Genomic DNA, 16,906 nt, shown 5'->3' with positions numbered 1-16,906 from the left:
TCCTACAACGGGGCTGCGGTGTTTCGAATAACACAGGAGAAAATCATGCATCTGGTTCAATTCGAATTATCCAACGGCGAGCGTCGGGTCGGCGTGGTCGACAACGGTCAGGTCCGCGAAGTCCAGGACGCGCGCAGTGTCCGTGATCTGGCCCTGGCCGCGATCGAGGCCGGTGGCTCGCTTGAGCAGCAAGTGCAGACCCTCGGCCTTGGCGCAAGTCACGACTACGCGCAGTTGCTCAAAGACCTGCGCATCCTGCCGCCACTGGATCACCCGGACCCGGCGCACATGCTGGTCAGCGGTACCGGCCTGACTCACCTGGGCAGCGCTTCGGCCCGCGACAAGATGCACCAGCAGGCCGGCGACGAAGCGGCAATGACCGACACCATGCGCATTTTCAAGTGGGGCGTGGAGGGCGGCAAACCGGCGGCGGGGCAGGCCGGTGTGCAACCGGAGTGGTTCTACAAGGGCGACGGCAGCATCGTCGTGCGTCCGGGGCAGCCGTTCCCGCTGCCGCCGTTTGCCGAAGACGCCGGTGAAGAGCCGGAGATGGCCGGCCTGTACATCATCGGCAACGACGGCAAGCCGTATCGCCTCGGTTTCGCGGTGGGCAACGAGTTCTCCGACCACGTCATGGAACGCAAGAATTACCTCTACCTCGCGCACTCGAAATTGCGCAGTTGCAGTTATGGCCCGGAACTTCGCACCGGTGAATTGCCTCAACACCTTGCCGGCACCAGCCGAATCCTGCGTGACGGCGAAGTGCTCTGGCAAAACGAGTTCCTCAGCGGCGAGGCCAACATGTGCCACAGCCTGGCGAACCTCGAATACCACCACTTCAAATACAGTCAGTTCCTGCGTCCGGGCGACGTGCACATTCACTTTTTCGGCACTGCGACTTTGTCCTTTGCCGACGGCATCCGTACCCAGCCGGGCGACACGTTCGAGATCAGCCAGGCCGACTTCGGCGCGCCGCTGGTCAACGGTATCGCACCGGTCCAGGCGGCTTTTGAACCGGACAGCATCGGCACCCTTTAAGGAGATCCCATGACTCAGATTCTCGGTCACAACTACATCGGCGGTCAGCGCAGCGCCGCCGGCAGCGTCAAACTGCACTCGGTCGACGCCAGCACTGGCGAGGCCCTGCCGCACGATTTCATTCAGGCCACGGCGGAAGAAGTCGACGCCGCTGCCAAAGCCGCCGCTGCGGCCTACCCGACGTATCGCAGCCTCAGCGCCGAACGCCGCGCGCAGTTCCTTGATGCGGTCGCCGATGAGCTCGACGCCCTTGGCGATGATTTCGTCGCCGTGGTCTGCCGTGAAACCGCGTTGCCGGCCGGACGCATTCAGGGCGAGCGCGGTCGCACCAGCGGCCAGATGCGTTTGTTCGCCAAAGTCCTGCGTCGCGGTGACTTCTACGGCGCGCGCATCGATCTGGCATTGCCCGATCGTCAGCCGCTGCCACGTCCGGATCTGCGCCAATACCGCATCGGCCTCGGCCCGGTCGCGGTGTTCGGCGCGAGCAACTTCCCGCTGGCGTTCTCCACCGCTGGCGGCGACACGGCAGCGGCACTGGCCGCCGGTTGCCCGGTGGTGTTCAAGGCCCACAGCGGCCACATGGCCACCGCTGAACTGGTCGCCGACGCGATCATTCGTGCAGCGGAAAAAACCGGCATGCCCGCCGGCGTGTTCAACATGATCTACGGTGGCGGCGTCGGCGAATGGCTGGTCAAGCATCCGGCGATTCAGGCCGTTGGTTTCACTGGCTCGCTGAAGGGCGGTCGCGCCTTGTGCGACATGGCCGCTGCACGTCCGCAACCGATCCCGGTGTTTGCCGAGATGTCGAGCATCAACCCGGTGATCGTGCTGCCACAGGCGCTGGCCACGCGTTCGGAAACCGTTGCGCGAGACCTCACCGCTTCGGTGGTGCAGGGCTGTGGTCAGTTCTGTACCAACCCGGGTCTGGTGATCGGTATCCGCTCGCCGCAGTTCAGCGCGTTTGTCCAACAAGTCGCTGCTGCAATCGGCGATCAACCGGCGCAAACCATGCTCAATGCCGGCACCCTCGGCAGCTATGGCAAAGGTCTGGAAAAACTCCTGGCGCACAGCGGCATCGAGCATCTGGCCGGTAATCCGCAGCAGGGCAATCAGGCGCAGCCGCAATTGTTCAAAGCCGATGTCAGTCTGTTGATCGACGGTGACGAAGTGCTGCAGGAAGAAGTGTTCGGTCCGACCACGGTCATCGTTGAAGTGGCCGATCAGGCCCAACTCAGCGCGGCGCTGCATGGCCTGCACGGTCAACTGACCGCGACGATCATCGGCGAACCGTCCGACTTCGAGCAGTTCGCCGAGCTGACGCCGCTGCTGGAGCAAAAGGTCGGGCGCATCCTGCTCAACGGTTATCCGACCGGTGTGGAAGTGTGCGATTCGATGGTGCACGGCGGGCCATACCCGGCGACGTCCGATGTGCGCGGCACGTCGGTGGGTACGCTGGCGATCGATCGCTTCCTGCGCCCGGTGTGCTTCCAGAACTACCCGGACAGCTTGCTGCCCGAGCCACTGAAAAACGCCAACCCGCTGCGTATCCAGCGCCTGGTGGATGGCAAGCCATCGCGTGAGGCGATCTAAAGCCAACCACAACCCCTGTAGGAGTGAGCCTGCTCGCGATTGCGGTCTTAAATTCAGCATCTCTGCTGGAGACCCACCGCTATCGCGAGCAGGCTCACTCCTACAAGGGGACTGTTTCGACAATGAGCTATCATTGGCCCTTTCCCCCCAAAGAAAGACTGTTTGCCATGACTGCCCAAACCCTTCTCAACGCCCTCGAACACTGCGGTATGGTCGAAATCGATGGCCTGCACGCCTTCGAATTCGCCCTCGACGAGGACGATAACCTGCACATCGAATGCATCGATGGCCGTGAAGCCAAGCACTGGGAATTCACCCCGGCGCAGGTCGCGGCGGCGACGTTCGATGAGACGCTGCAGAGCTGGCTGATCGTCGGATTCGCCAGCGACACCAAGACCACGGGCGAGCATCGCCTGGTGTGTCTCGGCGACGTAGTCAGCAGCAGCGACGACGAGGATGACGATAATGAAAATGCGTAACTTCTGGCCCCTGCTGATGGCCGGCAGCGTCGGCGCGATGGGCCTGTCCAGCGCCAGCGCCGAGACCTTGCAGCTGCTGGTCGGCTCCTACACCGCCGGTTCCAGCCAGGGCATCTACCGCATGCAGTTCGACAGCGCCACCGGCCAGATCGATGCCAAGCCGCTGCAAGTGGTCAAGACTGAAAACCCATCGTGGCTGACACTCTCGAAAGACCAGAAACGCCTGTTCGTGGTCAACGAAAACGGCCCCGGCCAGACCGATCCGGTCGGTCGTGTCAGCAGCTATGCCATCGACCCGAAAACCCATGCGCTGAGCCTGATCAATCAAGTGCAGAGCCTGGGCAACGAGCCGACCCATTCCAGCCTCAGTGCTGATGCCAAGCATCTGTTCGTCAGCAACTACTCGGTGATGGAAGATCCGGGCGGCACCCTGGCGGTGTTGCCGGTCGATGCCGACGGTCAACTGAAACCGGTGGTGCAGATGAGCGGCCACCCGGCCAGTCGGGTCAACCCTGAGCGCCAGGCTTCCAACCACGTGCACTCGACCGTGTCTTCGCCGGACGGTCGCTACGTGTTCTCCAATGACTTGGGCGCGGACAAGGTTTTCATCTATCAATACGATCCGAAGACCAACCCGCACCTGCCGCTGACTCCGGCGAAAACCGCTTCGGTAGCCTTGCCGGCCGGCAGTGGCCCGCGTCATCTGCTGTTCAGCGCCGACGGCAAACACGCCTGGCTGACCATGGAGATGAGCGCGCAGGTTGCGGTGTTCGATTACAACGATGGCGTCCTGACCCAGACGCAACTCGTCGATCTCGCCGCGGGCCAGCCAACCTCGGACAAGGCGGGCGCGGCGCTGCATGCTTCAGCTGATGGCAAGTTTCTCTACGTGAGCAACCGTGGCACGGCCAATCAACTGTTGGTGTTCAGCATCGACCCGGCGAGCGGCCAGCTCAAAGAGCTGCAAAAACGCTCGGTCGAGGGTGATCACCCGCGCGAGTTTGCCCTTGATCCGAGCGGTAAATTCGTCTTGATCGCCAACCAGAAGAGCAACCAGATTGTCGTCGTCGAACGCGATGCCAAGACCGGTCTGCTCGGCAAAACCGTGCAAAAACTGCCGATCGACGCGCCAAGCGATCTGAAATTTATAGTGCGACAATAAGCCACAGGCCCCGGTCTGCGGGGCCTGCATCGTTGTATTAATTGCACTGATAACGGCTAATGCTACAAAAGATTTCAAGGGAACAACCCTCGAGCGTTACGTTTGTTTCACAGCCCGACCGGGCAAAACATGCAAACGAACACGAGGGTTACCGCCATGAACTTCAATCTCTTCTCCGTTATCGCCGCTTCCGCCATTTCTGCCACCGTGGTATTGCCAGCCGGTGCCAACGTCGAAATCGCCAGCAAAAAATCCCACACCCAGAGCTACACCCAGAAATACCTGCAACAAAGCGCCAACTTCTACGCCGCGCTGGATCACAAAACCCAAGCCTGAAATTCCCGTCTCCTTGTAGGAGCTGCCGAAGGCTGCGATCTCTTGATCTTGTCTTTCAAAAGCAAAATCAAAAGATCGCAGCCTTCGACAGCTCCTACGCGCGTACGCGTTCTCCACTCATAGGTTTTCTCTCGCCGGCAAATAGAGCGGCTAAATAATCAACGAAGCTGATGTTTACTATGGCAAACCCTGAGTGGTTGCCTCGGCTTTTTTGATTGATTCTGTGGCCATCGAAACCTTTGCCCACGGAGAACACCATGGCCAGCGCAATCCTCACTTCCGCCAAACGCGGCGCCTATCTGGCCATCGGTCTGTACCTGGCCGTGGTGCTGTTCGTCAGCATCGGCGCGCAGATGGAACACAGCTTCGAAGCCCCGATCGACGTCGCCCACCCTGGCATCCAGTTCGAACTGCGTTCGCAAAGCGCGATGGTCGACAGGGCCGAACTCGCAGGAGTCGGCGGCGCATGAAAGGCTACAGACTCTGGGTCATCGCCAGTCTGGCATTGATGACCAACGGCGCCTCACTGCTGGGGTTCGGCCAGGGCTCGGTGGGCGGATTGGCCCGGGCCATAGAGGCCAACCACAACATCGCGCACAACATCGAACGCGCCAACACGCTGGGGCTGATGGCCGGCAATCCACCGGTCAAGGTCGCAGTGGATTTTCTCGGACCGTTTGAAGTGGATTGCATGGCACTGGGCATGTGCCAAGCACTGGCGTAGGCAACGCGGACCATTGTGGCGAGGGAGCAAGCTCCCTCGCCACAGGTGTGTGTGAGGCCGAGATTCAGCTCGACTTCTTCATGATTGAAGTGAACAGTTCGGATTCGAGGAAACGCTGCAACCAGGCTTGCAAACGAACGTACGGGGTCTGTGCAAACCACTCGCGATCAACATGAGCGAACTGCCGGACGAAGGGCAGCAGGGCGATGTCGGCGAGGCTTTGATGATCGGCCAGCAAATATTCGCGGCCTTCGAGCAGCTCATCCAGCTTTTGCAGAAACAATCCACCTTCAGCCCGATAAGCTTCCATCGGCTGCTCAGGGTAACGCTCGGCGTACTTGTAGCGGTTCAGAGCTGTTTTGAAAATCTGATCATTGCCCTCAATCAGCTTTTCCATCCACAGCGCCGCGAATGAATCTCCGGCCAGCAACCAATCATCCGGATCATTCTGCGCCAACGCCCAGCGCATGATCTGCAGGCTCTCATCAATCACCACGCCATCGGCATCCAGCACCGGCACCGTGCCCTTGGGCGAGAGCGCGAGCATCTGCGCCGGCTTGTCCTTGAGACTGACCTCAACAATCTCCACCGGTACGTCCGCATAACACAGCGCCATCCGCGCCCGCATTGCGTAAGGGCAGCGGCGGAACGAATACAGCGTGTTCATTTCACCTCCAGCGTGCTCAAACCATTGCCCTGGCGCCGCACCTGAATCTGCACCGGGATGCGTTCGTGCATTTCCTGCACATGGGAAATCACCGCCACCTTGCGCCCTTGCGCCTGCAGTCCATCCAGTGCATCCATGGCCAGTTGCAGCGATTCCGGATCGAGGCTGCCGAAACCTTCGTCAATAAACAGCGATTCGATTTTCAGCGTGCTCGACGCCATCGACGCCAGACCGAGCGCCAACGCCAGTGAGACGAGGAACGTCTCGCCGCCGGACAACGAATGTACCGAGCGCAGTTCGTCGCCCATTTCCGTGTCCATCACCAGCAGGCCGAGCATGCTGCCGCCGCGTTTGAGCCGATAGCGTTTGACCAGTTGGCGCAGTTGCGCGTTGGCGTGATGCACCAGCAGGTCGAGGTTGTAGGCCTGGGCGATCTTGCGGAAGGTGTCGCCGGTGGCCGAGCCGATCAACGCACTGAGCCGCGCCCAGCGTTGATACTCGGCATAAGCCTCGGCGATCTGCCGGGCCAGCGCCTGATTGGCGTTCTGCCGGCGCTGGTCTTCAACCTGTTCGGCGCGCAACTCGGCGCACTGCTGCTCACTGACGGCGAACTGTTTTTGCAATTCAGCGAGGGCGCTATCGAGCTGTTCGGCGTCAAGATTGCCGTCTTGCCGGGCCTGATGATCGAGCAGACGCTGATCGCGCTCCTGCAACAAGACCTGGGCTTGTTCGATAGCTTTTTCGTTGTGCTGAAGAGTCTGGCGCAGTTCGGCGACCTGCGCGTCATCGAAGCGCAGCAAGTCTTCGAGGCCGCCGTCATCCAGTTCCGGATGGTTGGCGCGCCAATCGGCGATCTTGGCGGTGAGTGCCAGATCTTCAGCTTGCAGTGCTTGCAGGCGATCCTGCTGCGCCTTGAGCTCAGCGGCGATTTGCACCAGCTGCGTGCGTACGGTCTGCAGTTCCTCAGCCGTGCTGGTCTCGGCAATACGCGCCTGTTCCACCGCGTGTTCCAACTGCTGCTGCCAATGCTCGGCGCTGCTGTGCTCGCCAATCAGTAGCGCGAGTTTTTCCTGACAGCTTTGCTGCTGCTCGGTCAACGCCGTGAATTGCTCCTCGACGCTGTGCAGTTGCTGAGTGCGCAACTGCTGGCGATCCTGTTCTTTCTCGAGGATTTGCTGGCGTTGCTGCTGTTCGCTCAGTTCTTCCTTTTGCTGCTCGAGCTGGGCCAGACGCTCGGCGATCTGCCGATCCAGTTGCAGGAACGTCGCGGCCGGCTCAAGGCGCAGTGCTTCGAGGGTGTCAGGCGGCAGCAGCGGGCCGAACGCGTTGAGTTCCTCCTCAAGGCGCTGACGGTCGCTGTTGAGCTCATGTTGCTGATGGCTCAGCTGTTGCGCCGCTTGCTGATGGGCGACCTCGGCCTGACGCAATTGCTGCGACAGGCGCGCGGCGTCCTGCTGCAAGGTGAGCAGGGCGCTCTGGCGTTGTTCGTCTTGCGTGATGCTTAGGTTCAACTGCTCGTTCTGGCGGCTGAGCCAGGCGTCGCGTTTGTCGGCGTCCTGATTGAACAGTTGCGCGGCCAGCGGATGCGCGTCGAGGCTTGGGGCCAGGGCTTGTTGCTGCGCAGCCAGTTGTTCCTGTTGCTGGAGCAATTCTTTCTGTTGCGCGATCACGCCACCGACTTCGCCGCGCAGCTCGATCAGTTTTTCCTTGAGCTGATCGACCACTTGCTGGGCATTGGCCTGTTCGCTTTCATCGTGGCGCCCGAGGCTTTGCAGCAGCGCTTCGGGCTGATGATAGGGATGCTCGTTGCTGCCGCAGACCGGGCAGGGCTGATCGTCCTGCAACTGCGCGCGCAACTCTTCGACACTGGCACTGCGCGCCAGCCGCTGACGCTCGAGCAGTTCGCGAGTGACATTGAGGGTCTGCTCGGCGACGGTCAGTTCGGCCTTGGTTTTCACCCCGTCCTGGGTCAAACGCTCGCGTTGTTGCTGGGCGTCGAGCTGACGTTGTTGCAACTCGGCGCTGCGCTTGTCGAGATCCTGTTGAGACGCCCACAGGCGCGACAGGTCTTCGATCGCGCGCAGCTGTTTGCGGTTGTCCTGCAGCAAAGTGCCGAGCAGGCCGATCTGTTCGGCCACCGCATCGGGCTCGGCGCCGGCCTCTTTGAACAACACTTCCAGTTGCTGTTTGTGCGTAGCCAGTTGTTCAGCGCTGTGCGCGGCGTGCTGTTCAAGGGACGCCAATTCGCTCTGGCCCTTGTTCAAGCGGTTGCCGATCAGCATCAGCTGTTGCAGGCGATCGCGATAAGCGCTCCAGGCATCGCTCAACGGCGCCAGATGCACACTCTGCTCAAGCTCGCTGGCGATGTGTTGCAGACGCTCGGCGACCTCAGCCTGTTTTTCCTGCAAGGCCTGAATCGCGCTCTGGCCATCCTTGAACGCTTGCTCGGCCGCTTGCCGGGCTTCGGCGCTGCTGGCAGTGTCCTTGATCAGACGGGCGAGGGTGCTTTGCTCTTCAAACGCCTGACGCAGCAACGGCGCGTTTTCGCTCTGGCGTTGTTGCGCTTCGCTCAGGGCGACTTTTGCTGCGTCGAGGTTTTGCGCCAGTTGCGTCTGGCGTTCCCCGAGGGCCGCATGTTCTTGCGTGTGCGCGGCAATCTGCGCCGCCAGTGGTGTCAGCAGCGCATCGAGCTCGGCCTTGCGCGCAAATTGATGACGCTGCGGGCCAAGCTGCTCCAGACGCGTCAGTTTCACCCGCTCGCCAGCCAGCGCCTGCCATTGCTGCTGCGCGGTTTGCAGTTGTTCGTTGGCCGCTTGCTGCGCTTCCTGCAACAGACGCAAATCCTTCAGCCAACCGTGTTGTTGCTCAAGCTGTTTGAGCTGCGCCTGTTGCGCTTTCATTTGTTGCTGCGCGGTGTTGAAACGCCCGTCGAGTTCGGCGCGCGCTTCAGGTGCCAGTGGCGTGACCCCCGTGGCCTGATCCTGCAGCAGCTTGTGCGCTTCGCGGGCTTCTTTGGTCTTGTCGAAAGCGCGACGACCGAGGCGAGTGTAGAGCGCGGTGTCGGTGAGTTTTTCCAGCAGCTCACTGCGGTCGTTGTCGTCGGCCTTGAGGAACGCGCTGAATTCGCTCTGCGCCAGCAACACAGCGCGGGTGAACTGTTCGAAATTCAGGCCCAGCGCGGCTTCCAGCTGGGTTTTGTATTCACCTTTCTGGCTGGCGAGCAACTGATCCTGATCGATATCACGCAGGCTCTGCCGGCTCGCTTGCAACTTGCCGCCAGCCTTCTCGCGAGCGCGGTTGGCTTCCCAACGTGCGCGATAGCGGCGGCCATCGACGCCGACAAAATCCACTTCGGCATAGCCTTCGCCGGTGCCACGACGCAGCAAGGTGCGCGGGTCGCCAGTGGCGATCTCGCCGTCGGCATCCGGGACTTTGGCATCGCGGCCGGTGTTGTTCAGGCGCGGCACGGCGCCGAACAGTGCCAGGCACAAAGCGTCGAGGAGGGTACTTTTGCCGGCGCCGGTCGGGCCGGTGATCGCGAACAGACCGGCGCTGGCCAGCGGCTCAGCAGTGAAATCGATCTCGAACGGCCCGGCCAGCGAGGCGAGGTTCTTCAAACGAATGGCGAGGATCTTCATGGCTGCTCGCCCTCCAGTTGCACGTCTTGCAGCAACTCGGCGAAGTCCTTGAGCGTCTGGTCGTCGACCTCGCTGCCGTAGTTGTCGAGCCAGGCGCGGCTGAACAATTCCTGCGGGGTGAGCTGGTCGAGTTCGATCAGTGTGCTGCCGTCATCGCTGCCATCGGCGCCACGATTGCCGGCGTATTCAGCGGCGATGCGTACCAGACGTACGGCTTTGCCTTGCAGCGCAGTTTCCACCTGATGGCGCAGATCCGGCTGCGGCTCATCCAGGCGTACGCGCACTTCGAGCCATGGCTGGCGCTGGGTTTCGGCGAGCAGATCGACGTTCGGCAGGTCAGCCAGTTGCAGCAGAATCTCGGCCAGCGGCGCCGGGCCGATGCGCTGCAGATTGACCGAGCGCGGGATCAGTTTCGGCTCGACGCTGACCAGGGTTTCACCGTCGAGGACGACATCGAGAATCTGATGCTGATAACCGATCTCCGAGAACGACAGCGGAATCGGCGAGCCGCTGTAGCGGATGCGCTCCTCGCCGTTGACCTTCTGCGGCTTGTGCAAATGGCCGAGGGCGACGTAACTGATGCTTTCGCCGAACAGGCTGGCGGGCAGCGCTTCGGCATTGCCGATGATCAGGCTGCGCTCGGAATCCTCCGATACCGAACCGCCGGCCATGTGCGCGTGGCTGATAGCGATCAGCGCCTGCCCGGGCTGACGCTTGGCATTCGCCGCCGCAACCAGCCACTCATGCACCTGACCGATGCCGCGCAAATAGTTGTCGCCCAGATGCGCACCAGTGACTTCCGCCGGACGCAGAAACGGTAGCGCCAGACACCACGCGGCGATTTCGCCCTGGGCATTCGGCAGCGGCAGCAACAGGCGCTCGGCATCGAGCTGGCCGTCATCCAGCCACAGCACCCGGCCCAACGCGTGGGTGCGCAAACGCCGCATCAACGGCGCCGGCAATTCGATCCGCGAGCCGGAATCATGGTTGCCGGCGATCATCACGATGGTCAGCAGCGGCTGCTGTTCGTGAGCGCTGACGATGAAGTCGTAAAGGCGTTCCTGAGCTTTGACCGGCGGATTGACCGTATCGAAGATGTCCCCGGCGATCAGCAGCACATCCGGCTGCGCCAGTTGCAACTGACGCAGCAGCCATTCGAGAAAACACGCGTGCTCGAAATCGCGCTCCTGGCCGTGCAGGTTTTGCCCAAGGTGCCAGTCGGAGGTGTGGAACAGACGCAAGGTGGACTCCGCAACGTTAAATGAGGTGATGGCCGCAAAAGAACGGGGCGGCTTGAGAAAGGTGAGTTTACTGGCAAGATCAAAAGATCGCAGCCTTCGGCAGCTCCTGCACAGAATCCGTAGGAGCTGCCGAAGGCTGCGATCTTTGGCGTTTTACTTGGGATAAAGCGGCGGCAAGCCACTCTCGCCTACCGGATCCTGCACTCGCTCCGCCGCCGGAATAGTACGGATCGCCCGCCACAAATCCTCGCCCTGCCAATGCTGTCCGGTCTCGCTGTACAGCGCGCCGTTCAACCCGTCCAACGCATCCGACAACGGCACGAACCGCGCGGCCATGTCCGCCAGTGTCTCCGGTTGTTGCCGCGCCCAGGCATCCAGTGCCTGGCGGGTGGCGTGCGGGTCGTTGGCCTGGCTGGCGCGTTTGATGTCGTCGAGCAGGGTGCGCGGGCTCGGGCCGGTCTGGGCGGCGCGGTGGACTGCCGGTTGCCAGCGGGCGCGCCACCAGAGGCCGAAGCCGAGCAGGGTGGTGCAGGCGAGGATCAGGGTGCTGAGCTTCCACCACCATAGGGTGTCGTTGTCGGCTGCGCTGGGTTGCAGGGTGCCGGCCGGGCTGTCGATTTGCAGGCTGGGGTTGTTCGCCACTTGCAGGGTGCGCGCGGGCAGGCTGCTGTGTTCGAGGTGGTCTTCGAAAGTGTTCCACCAGACCACGTCGACGGTTGGCAGGTCGATCGCGCCGCTGCGGCTTGGTACCAGGGCTTCGCGTTCTTCGCGGCTGCCGATGATGCCGCGGTCGCTGCTCTGGTTGCTCAGCACCGGTTGATCGGGATAGCGGCGCAGGCCGTTGACGTCGGTGGCGGGCAGGGCGGGCAGCTGCGAGCTGGCGAGGCCTTCGACTTTCAGGGTCAGGCTGCGGGTCAGGGAATCGCCGACCTGGGTGTGATCCGGTTCCGGGCTCCAGCTTTCGCTGAGGCTGAGACTGCGTGCCGGCAACCATGGTGCGTCGACCGGGTAGGTCAGCGGTTTCGGTTTGACCGTCAACGGGATCGACGCAGAGCTGACGCGCATCAGTTTGCCGGGCTTCGGTCCCGAGGCGTCTGCTGATGGCGCGGTATCGACCAATGTGGCGCTGAAGGTCTGCGGGGCGATCGTCAGCAGGCCGCTGTGTTGCGGGTAGATCGCGTAGCGCATCTCGATCACGCCGTGGCGCAGGCCGTTGATGTCTTTCTCGTAGGTGCGGGTGTCGCCAAGTTGTTCAATGCGCGCATCGGCGATTTGCAGCGGGCTCAGGCTGCTGTCGTCGTACAGCGAAACCGAGTGATAGATGCGCAGGGTCAGGATGGCCTGGGCCTGTACATAGACGCTGGTCTGATCGAGGCTGGCTTCGATGAACACCGGATCGAGGCTGTTCTTGTCTTCGCGGTGATCGCTGGCAAACACCTGCACGGTGATCGGCTGGCTTTGCGCTTCGCCCAGTTGCAGCGGCGGAATAGTCACGCTGCCGTTCTCTTTCGGCAGCAGGGTGATGATCCAGCGCGTGGTCGCACGGGTGTCGCCGTTGAGCGTGTTGAGCTGGTTGACCTGACGCGTGCCGCGCACTTCGAACAGCGCTTCCAGCGCCGACAGGTCCGGCTTGCCGAACTGGGTGACGTCATCAGTTTCGAGGGTGAGCTCGACCGTCTCGCCGGAGTTCAGGCGACTGCGATCCACGCTGGCGGTCAGCTCGGCCGCCTGAGCGGTAAACGTGCTGATCAGCAGGGGCAGCAAGAGAGCGGTGGTGCGGGTCATCGAATGTTTTCCTGATCCTGATCCTGATGTTGTTGCTGTTCGTACCAGAATTTGCGCCTGAGCAGTTCGCCCGGGTCGTCCGGGATCTTGCCTAGCCATTGCTCGAGCGCCTGACGCTGTTCGCCTTCGAGATTGTTCTCGCTCGGGCGCAGGGTCGGCACCGTGTCGGTTTCCTCTTCCTCGTTGCTGCCGGGTATTTCGTTGGGGCCTGGCAGTGGCGGGGCGGTCGGAGGTGGTTCGCTTGCGGACTCGGCCGGTTGCGCCTCGCTCTGGGTTTCGCTGGTCACCGCCGGAGGGGGCGCGGTGGTCGGCGAGGGCTCGTCGCCGGGCAGACTTTGTTGGTTCGGCTGGTTATCCGGTTCGGTCGGCGGCGGGGCGTTTTTCTGCTTCAGCAGGTTTTCCACCAACGCCTTGTTGGTCTGCGCCGGACGCAGATCCGCTTGCAGCTCCAGCGCCTGTTCGTAGGCGTCGATTGCTGCTTCCAGCTCACCGCTTTTTGCCAGGGCGTTGCCACGATTGTAGTGGGCGCGGGCATCGCTGCCCTCGGCGAAGCGCTGAGCGGCGCCACTGTAGTCGCCGGCCTCGTACAACGCCACCCCTTGCCACTGATGATCATCGAAATGCTGCGCGGCCTCGGCCGGGCGCTTCTGCTTGAGCAGGTGCAAACCCTGCTGGTCAGGGCGCAGCCACAAGTCTTCGAAGTCGAAAGCGTAGCTCGGTTGCGGCAGGCACCACAGCAGCGGCAGGCAGAACAGCCAGCCGCGACGCCCGGCACAGGCCGCCAGCAACAGCAGCGGCAACAGCAGCCAGTAACCCTGATCGGCCCAGGTGTCGAGGCGCACGGTCTGGCCATCGTCACGCAGGCTGCGCGGGCCGTTGAGCAGGCCAAGGGCGCCGAGATCAGCCTCGTCGAGTCGCGCCGGGTGATACTCGCCGCCCACGCTGTTGAGGAAAGTCGCCAGGCCCGGGCTGTCGAGTTGCGGCACGCGGATCGCGCCTTGTTCGTCCTTGAGGAAACTGCCGTCCTCCTGGGCAATCGGCGCACCTTCGGCGGTGCCGATCCCGAGCATCAGCAGTTGCGTCGACTCGCCATTGAGCGCACGGCGAATACCGCGCCGTTCCTCTTCATTGAGCGACGAACCGATCAACAGAATCCGTCCCTCACCCAGCGCCCCCTGCTTGAGCAAGGCCAGTGCCTTGCCCACCGCAAGATCGGCGCGGTGACCGCTCTGCGGCATCAGCGAGGGCTTGAGTGCATCGAGCAGATTACGGCTGGTCGCCAGATCATCCGACAGCGGCACCAGCGTGTGCGCGCTGCCGGCATAAACCACGATGGCAGTCTGCGCATCGCTGCGCGCCTGCAACAGGTCGAACAGCTTGCGCCGCGCCTGCTCCAGACGTGTTGGCGGCGAGTCGGTGGCGAGCATCTCTGGCGTCAGTTCGAGCACCACCACCAGCGGATCGGCGGGTTTCTGGCTGGTCTGTTCGACGCGCTCCCAGCTCGGCCCGAGCAACGCCAGAATGGTCAGCAGCCAGGCCACGCCGAGAGCGATCCACGGCAATTTGCTCTGGCGCCCGCTGCCACCACTGAGCAGGGCCGCGTGAAACGCTGGTGGCAGAATCATCTGCCAGCGACCGGCGCGCTTCTGCCGGTGCCAGAGTTGCCAGAGCAGCCAGCCGAGCAACGGCAACAGCAACAGCCACCAAGGGCGGAACCAGTGCGGCCAGAGCGCGATCATCGGCGCCTCCGCAGACGCAAACGTTGCAGGCGCTCACGCCAGTCCGGCAACGGACTTTGCAAATACAGTTGCTTGTTGAACAGGCGTTGCAGCGGGTTGTCCGGCCACAATTCGCGAACCACCAGCAACAGGCTCAACCACAGCGCCAACGCCAGCGGCCAGTGATACAAGGCCTGCGCCGGGCGTGCCTGAGTCGGTTGCTGGGTCACCGGCTCGAGCTGATCGAGGGTGTCCTTGATCGCTTGCAGCTCTTTGCCGTCGTGGGCGCGGAAGTACTGGCCGCCGGTGACTTCGGCAATGGCCTTGAGCGCCGGTTCATCCAGGTCAAGGCTCGGATTGACCCCGAGCAGCCCCGTCGAGCCGCTGTCCTCGGGATTGGCGCCGATGCCGATCGGATAGATTCTGACGCCTTCGCTGGCGGCCAGTTTAGCAGCAGTCAGCGGATTGATTTCGCCGCCATTGTTAGCGCCGTCGGTGACCAGAATCAGCACGCGACTTTGCGCCGGACGCAGACGCAGGCGTTTCAAGGCCAGGCCGATGGCATCGCCGATCGCGGTGTTCTTGCCGGCGATACCGATCCGCGCCTCGTCGAGCCACACCCGCACGGTGCGCCGGTCAAAGGTCAGCGGCGCTTGCAGGTAGGCCTGACTGCCAAACAGGATCAGACCGACGCGGTCGCCATCGCGGCTTTCAAGGAAATCGCCGAGCAAATGCTGCACCAGCGACAGGCGACTGACTTCTTCGTCCTGCCACTGCATGTCGGGGAAATCCATCGAGCCGGAGACGTCCACTGCCACCAGCAGATCACGGCCACTGGCGGCAATCGGCAGCGGTTCGCCGAGCCATTGCGGGCGGGCGGCGGCGATCAGCAGGATCAGCCACAGCAAGATAAACGGCGCCTGCTGCCGCCATGCCGGCAAGTTGGCGCGGGCACGGCGGCGGGCGAGGCCTTCGAGGTCGGCGAGGAAACTGACTTTCAGCGCCGGCTCGCCGCTGTCGGCCACCGGCAGGACCAGACGCATCAACCACGGCAGCGGCAACAGCACGAAGATCCACGGCCAGGCGAACTCAAACATGTTTGCGAATCCACGTGTCGACTGCCTGAGTCAGGCCGGCGATGGCTTTGTCATCGAGTTTGCATTCCGGTTTGTACGCGCCTTCGACCAGCACCATCCAGCGCGTCAGGCCGGCAGCGGGGCAGCGGTTGTCGAGGAAGGCCAGCCATTTGCGCCCGTTGAGGGTGTGGCTCTGGCTGTACGGATAGTGGTTGCGGCACAGACGCTTGAGCAGGCCGTTGAGTTGTTGCAGCCAGGCGCCGGCCGGGGCGCCGTCGTAGGGCTTGGGCATTTGCGCCAATTCGGCGAGGGCGGCGATGCGCACTGGGTCCAGCGGTTGCTCGGCACGCACCACCGGGCGTTTCTTCATCGGAATGAAACGGCGCAGCTTCCACACGGCGAAACCCAGCAGCGGCAACAGCAGAAGCAGCAGCCACCAGCCCGGCGCCGGCGGCCAGAAGGCAATCGGCGGCGGTGAGATCAGCGGTTGCAGTTGCTCGAGGCCGTTCATCGACCTTTCCCCGGACGCTGCGGGTTCAAGAACTCGCGCATCTGCTCGACCATTTCGCTCTGCGTACTCAACGGCATCAGCAACACCCGCAGCTTTTGCGCGAGCAATTCCCAGCGAGCGATGCGCGCTTCGGCCTGGGCGCGGTAGGTCTGGCGCAGGTCGAAATTCAGCGTGTCGATTTCCAGCTGTGCGCCACGTTCGGCGAACCTCAGCAGGCCGGCGGCGGGCAGGGCGTGATCGAGTGGATCGGACAGCGGCAACATCAGCAGATCGCAATGCCGCGCCAGCAGGCTCAGTTGCTGCTCGGCGCTGTCGGACAACGCGCGCTCATCACAAATGACGATGGCCAGACTGCCCGGCCGCAGCACTTCCCGTGCGCGGCGCAGGGCCACACCGAAGGCATCGCGATCCGGCTCGCGTTCGCTGTGCAGCGATTGATTGACCTTGACCAGGCGATTGAGCAATTGCAGCAGGCTCTGCTTGCTGCGCCGCGGCTTGATTTCGTAGTGCTCGTTGTCGCCGAACACCAGCCCGCCGACGCGATCGTTGTGCCCCAGCGCGGCCCAGCCAATCAACGCCGCGACTTGTGCCGCCAGCACCGACTTGAACATCAGCCCCGAACCGAAAAACAGCCGCGTGCTCTGCTCGACCATGATGAAAATCGGCCGCTCGCGTTCTTCATGGAACAGCTTGGTGTGCGGCTCCTGGGTGCGCGCGGTGACGCGCCAGTCGATGGTGCGCACATCGTCGCCGGCCTGATACACCCGCACCTGATCGAAGTCGACGCCACGGCCACGGAATTTCGAGTGATGCAGGCCGATCAGCGGGCTGCGCTGACTCGGCGTGGAAAACAGTTGCACCTCGCGCACGCGGTGACGCATCTCGATCAGCTCGGCGAGGCTGATGCGGATACCGGGTTCGGAGGGCAGGGCGGCGTTCAT

15 protein-coding genes are annotated in these 16,906 nt (G+C 62.7%); 7 read left to right on the top strand and 8 right to left on the bottom strand.

Features of this window, described 5'->3' with window-relative positions:
- Positions 1-45: 45 nt before the first annotated feature.
- The 7 genes from araD1 to QRN33_RS11815 all read left to right on the top strand — a co-directional run bounded on the left by araD1 (position 46) and on the right by QRN33_RS11815 (position 5,329).
- A complete protein-coding gene (gene araD1 / locus QRN33_RS11845; protein ID WP_123419392.1) occupies positions 46-1,038 on the top strand; it encodes an AraD1 family protein in 993 nt (330 codons plus the stop codon).
- Between the two features lie 9 nt (positions 1,039-1,047).
- Positions 1,048-2,628, top strand: a complete 1,581-nt coding sequence (locus tag QRN33_RS11840; RefSeq protein ID WP_285408708.1) for an aldehyde dehydrogenase (NADP(+)) — start codon at positions 1,048-1,050, stop codon at positions 2,626-2,628.
- A gap of 122 nt (positions 2,629-2,750) precedes the next feature.
- Positions 2,751-3,107, top strand: a complete 357-nt coding sequence (locus tag QRN33_RS11835) for a DUF5629 family protein (protein ID WP_285408707.1) — start codon at positions 2,751-2,753, stop codon at positions 3,105-3,107.
- Positions 3,094-4,269, top strand: a complete 1,176-nt coding sequence (locus QRN33_RS11830; protein ID WP_285408706.1) for a lactonase family protein — start codon at positions 3,094-3,096, stop codon at positions 4,267-4,269. The genes QRN33_RS11835 and QRN33_RS11830 overlap by 14 nt, the downstream gene beginning before the upstream one ends.
- A 156-nt stretch (positions 4,270-4,425) precedes the next feature.
- Positions 4,426-4,605, top strand: a complete 180-nt coding sequence (locus QRN33_RS11825; RefSeq protein WP_016775003.1) for a hypothetical protein — start codon at positions 4,426-4,428, stop codon at positions 4,603-4,605.
- Positions 4,606-4,862: 257 nt separating this feature from the next.
- Positions 4,863-5,075 carry a hypothetical protein gene (locus QRN33_RS11820; RefSeq protein WP_042606783.1) on the top strand — a complete coding sequence of 71 codons (213 nt, stop codon included), beginning with the start codon at positions 4,863-4,865 and terminating at the stop codon, positions 5,073-5,075.
- Positions 5,072-5,329 (top strand): hypothetical protein, encoded by a 258-nt coding sequence (locus QRN33_RS11815; protein WP_016775000.1) that lies wholly within the window; start codon positions 5,072-5,074, stop codon positions 5,327-5,329. Before QRN33_RS11820 ends, QRN33_RS11815 begins: the two co-directional genes overlap by 4 nt.
- A 64-nt stretch (positions 5,330-5,393) precedes the next feature.
- Here QRN33_RS11815 and QRN33_RS11810 read toward each other — a convergent pair whose 3' ends face one another.
- From QRN33_RS11810 to QRN33_RS11775, 8 genes are all read right to left on the bottom strand, one after another.
- On the bottom strand, positions 5,394-5,996 hold the full coding sequence (locus tag QRN33_RS11810) for a glutathione S-transferase (RefSeq protein WP_116658473.1): 603 nt from the start codon (positions 5,994-5,996) through the stop codon (positions 5,394-5,396).
- On the bottom strand, positions 5,993-9,634 hold the full coding sequence (locus tag QRN33_RS11805; protein WP_285408705.1) for an AAA family ATPase: 3,642 nt from the start codon (positions 9,632-9,634) through the stop codon (positions 5,993-5,995). The genes QRN33_RS11810 and QRN33_RS11805 overlap by 4 nt, the downstream gene beginning before the upstream one ends.
- Positions 9,631-10,875, bottom strand: a complete 1,245-nt coding sequence (locus QRN33_RS11800; RefSeq protein ID WP_285408704.1) for an exonuclease SbcCD subunit D C-terminal domain-containing protein — start codon at positions 10,873-10,875, stop codon at positions 9,631-9,633. Before QRN33_RS11800 ends, QRN33_RS11805 begins: the two co-directional genes overlap by 4 nt.
- 153 nt (positions 10,876-11,028) lie before the next feature.
- Positions 11,029-12,660: a BatD family protein gene (locus tag QRN33_RS11795; protein WP_285408703.1), complete on the bottom strand. Its 1,632-nt coding sequence runs from the start codon at positions 12,658-12,660 to the stop codon at positions 11,029-11,031.
- Entirely contained in the window at positions 12,657-14,399 is a 1,743-nt protein-coding gene (locus QRN33_RS11790) for a tetratricopeptide repeat protein (RefSeq protein ID WP_281924256.1), read from the bottom strand. Before QRN33_RS11790 ends, QRN33_RS11795 begins: the two co-directional genes overlap by 4 nt.
- Complete coding sequence (locus QRN33_RS11785; RefSeq protein ID WP_285408702.1) at positions 14,396-15,475, bottom strand: vWA domain-containing protein; 1,080 nt, start codon at positions 15,473-15,475, stop codon at positions 14,396-14,398. The genes QRN33_RS11790 and QRN33_RS11785 overlap by 4 nt, the downstream gene beginning before the upstream one ends.
- Positions 15,468-15,965: a DUF4381 domain-containing protein gene (locus QRN33_RS11780; protein ID WP_042606790.1), complete on the bottom strand. Its 498-nt coding sequence runs from the start codon at positions 15,963-15,965 to the stop codon at positions 15,468-15,470. The genes QRN33_RS11785 and QRN33_RS11780 overlap by 8 nt, the downstream gene beginning before the upstream one ends.
- Positions 15,962-16,906, bottom strand: a complete 945-nt coding sequence (locus QRN33_RS11775; RefSeq protein ID WP_016774988.1) for a DUF58 domain-containing protein — start codon at positions 16,904-16,906, stop codon at positions 15,962-15,964. The genes QRN33_RS11780 and QRN33_RS11775 overlap by 4 nt, the downstream gene beginning before the upstream one ends.

Source organism: Pseudomonas sp. FR229a (genome assembly GCF_030209115.1).
Classification (GTDB): Bacteria; Pseudomonadota; Gammaproteobacteria; order Pseudomonadales; family Pseudomonadaceae; genus Aquipseudomonas; species Aquipseudomonas moraviensis_A.
This window is presented reverse-complemented; position numbering and strand designations above follow the sequence as displayed.

Bases quoted from the DNA above. Each gene is read 5' to 3' on its own strand.
- araD1 (WP_123419392.1), top strand. From the start codon at position 46: ATGCATCTGGTTCAATTCGAATTATCCAACGGCGAGCGTCGGGTCGGC.
- QRN33_RS11840 (WP_285408708.1), top strand. From the start codon at position 1,048: ATGACTCAGATTCTCGGTCACAACTACATCGGCGGTCAGCGCAGCGCC.
- QRN33_RS11835 (WP_285408707.1), top strand. From the start codon at position 2,751: ATGAGCTATCATTGGCCCTTTCCCCCCAAAGAAAGACTGTTTGCCATG.
- QRN33_RS11830 (WP_285408706.1), top strand. From the start codon at position 3,094: ATGAAAATGCGTAACTTCTGGCCCCTGCTGATGGCCGGCAGCGTCGGC.
- QRN33_RS11825 (WP_016775003.1), top strand. From the start codon at position 4,426: ATGAACTTCAATCTCTTCTCCGTTATCGCCGCTTCCGCCATTTCTGCC.
- QRN33_RS11820 (WP_042606783.1), top strand. From the start codon at position 4,863: ATGGCCAGCGCAATCCTCACTTCCGCCAAACGCGGCGCCTATCTGGCC.
- QRN33_RS11815 (WP_016775000.1), top strand. From the start codon at position 5,072: ATGAAAGGCTACAGACTCTGGGTCATCGCCAGTCTGGCATTGATGACC.
- QRN33_RS11810 (WP_116658473.1), bottom strand. From the start codon at position 5,996: ATGAACACGCTGTATTCGTTCCGCCGCTGCCCTTACGCAATGCGGGCG.
- QRN33_RS11805 (WP_285408705.1), bottom strand. From the start codon at position 9,634: ATGAAGATCCTCGCCATTCGTTTGAAGAACCTCGCCTCGCTGGCCGGG.
- QRN33_RS11795 (WP_285408703.1), bottom strand. From the start codon at position 12,660: ATGACCCGCACCACCGCTCTCTTGCTGCCCCTGCTGATCAGCACGTTT.
- QRN33_RS11790 (WP_281924256.1), bottom strand. From the start codon at position 14,399: ATGATCGCGCTCTGGCCGCACTGGTTCCGCCCTTGGTGGCTGTTGCTG.
- QRN33_RS11785 (WP_285408702.1), bottom strand. From the start codon at position 15,475: ATGTTTGAGTTCGCCTGGCCGTGGATCTTCGTGCTGTTGCCGCTGCCG.
- QRN33_RS11780 (WP_042606790.1), bottom strand. From the start codon at position 15,965: ATGAACGGCCTCGAGCAACTGCAACCGCTGATCTCACCGCCGCCGATT.
- QRN33_RS11775 (WP_016774988.1), bottom strand. From the start codon at position 16,906: ATGAACGCCGCCCTGCCCTCCGAACCCGGTATCCGCATCAGCCTCGCC.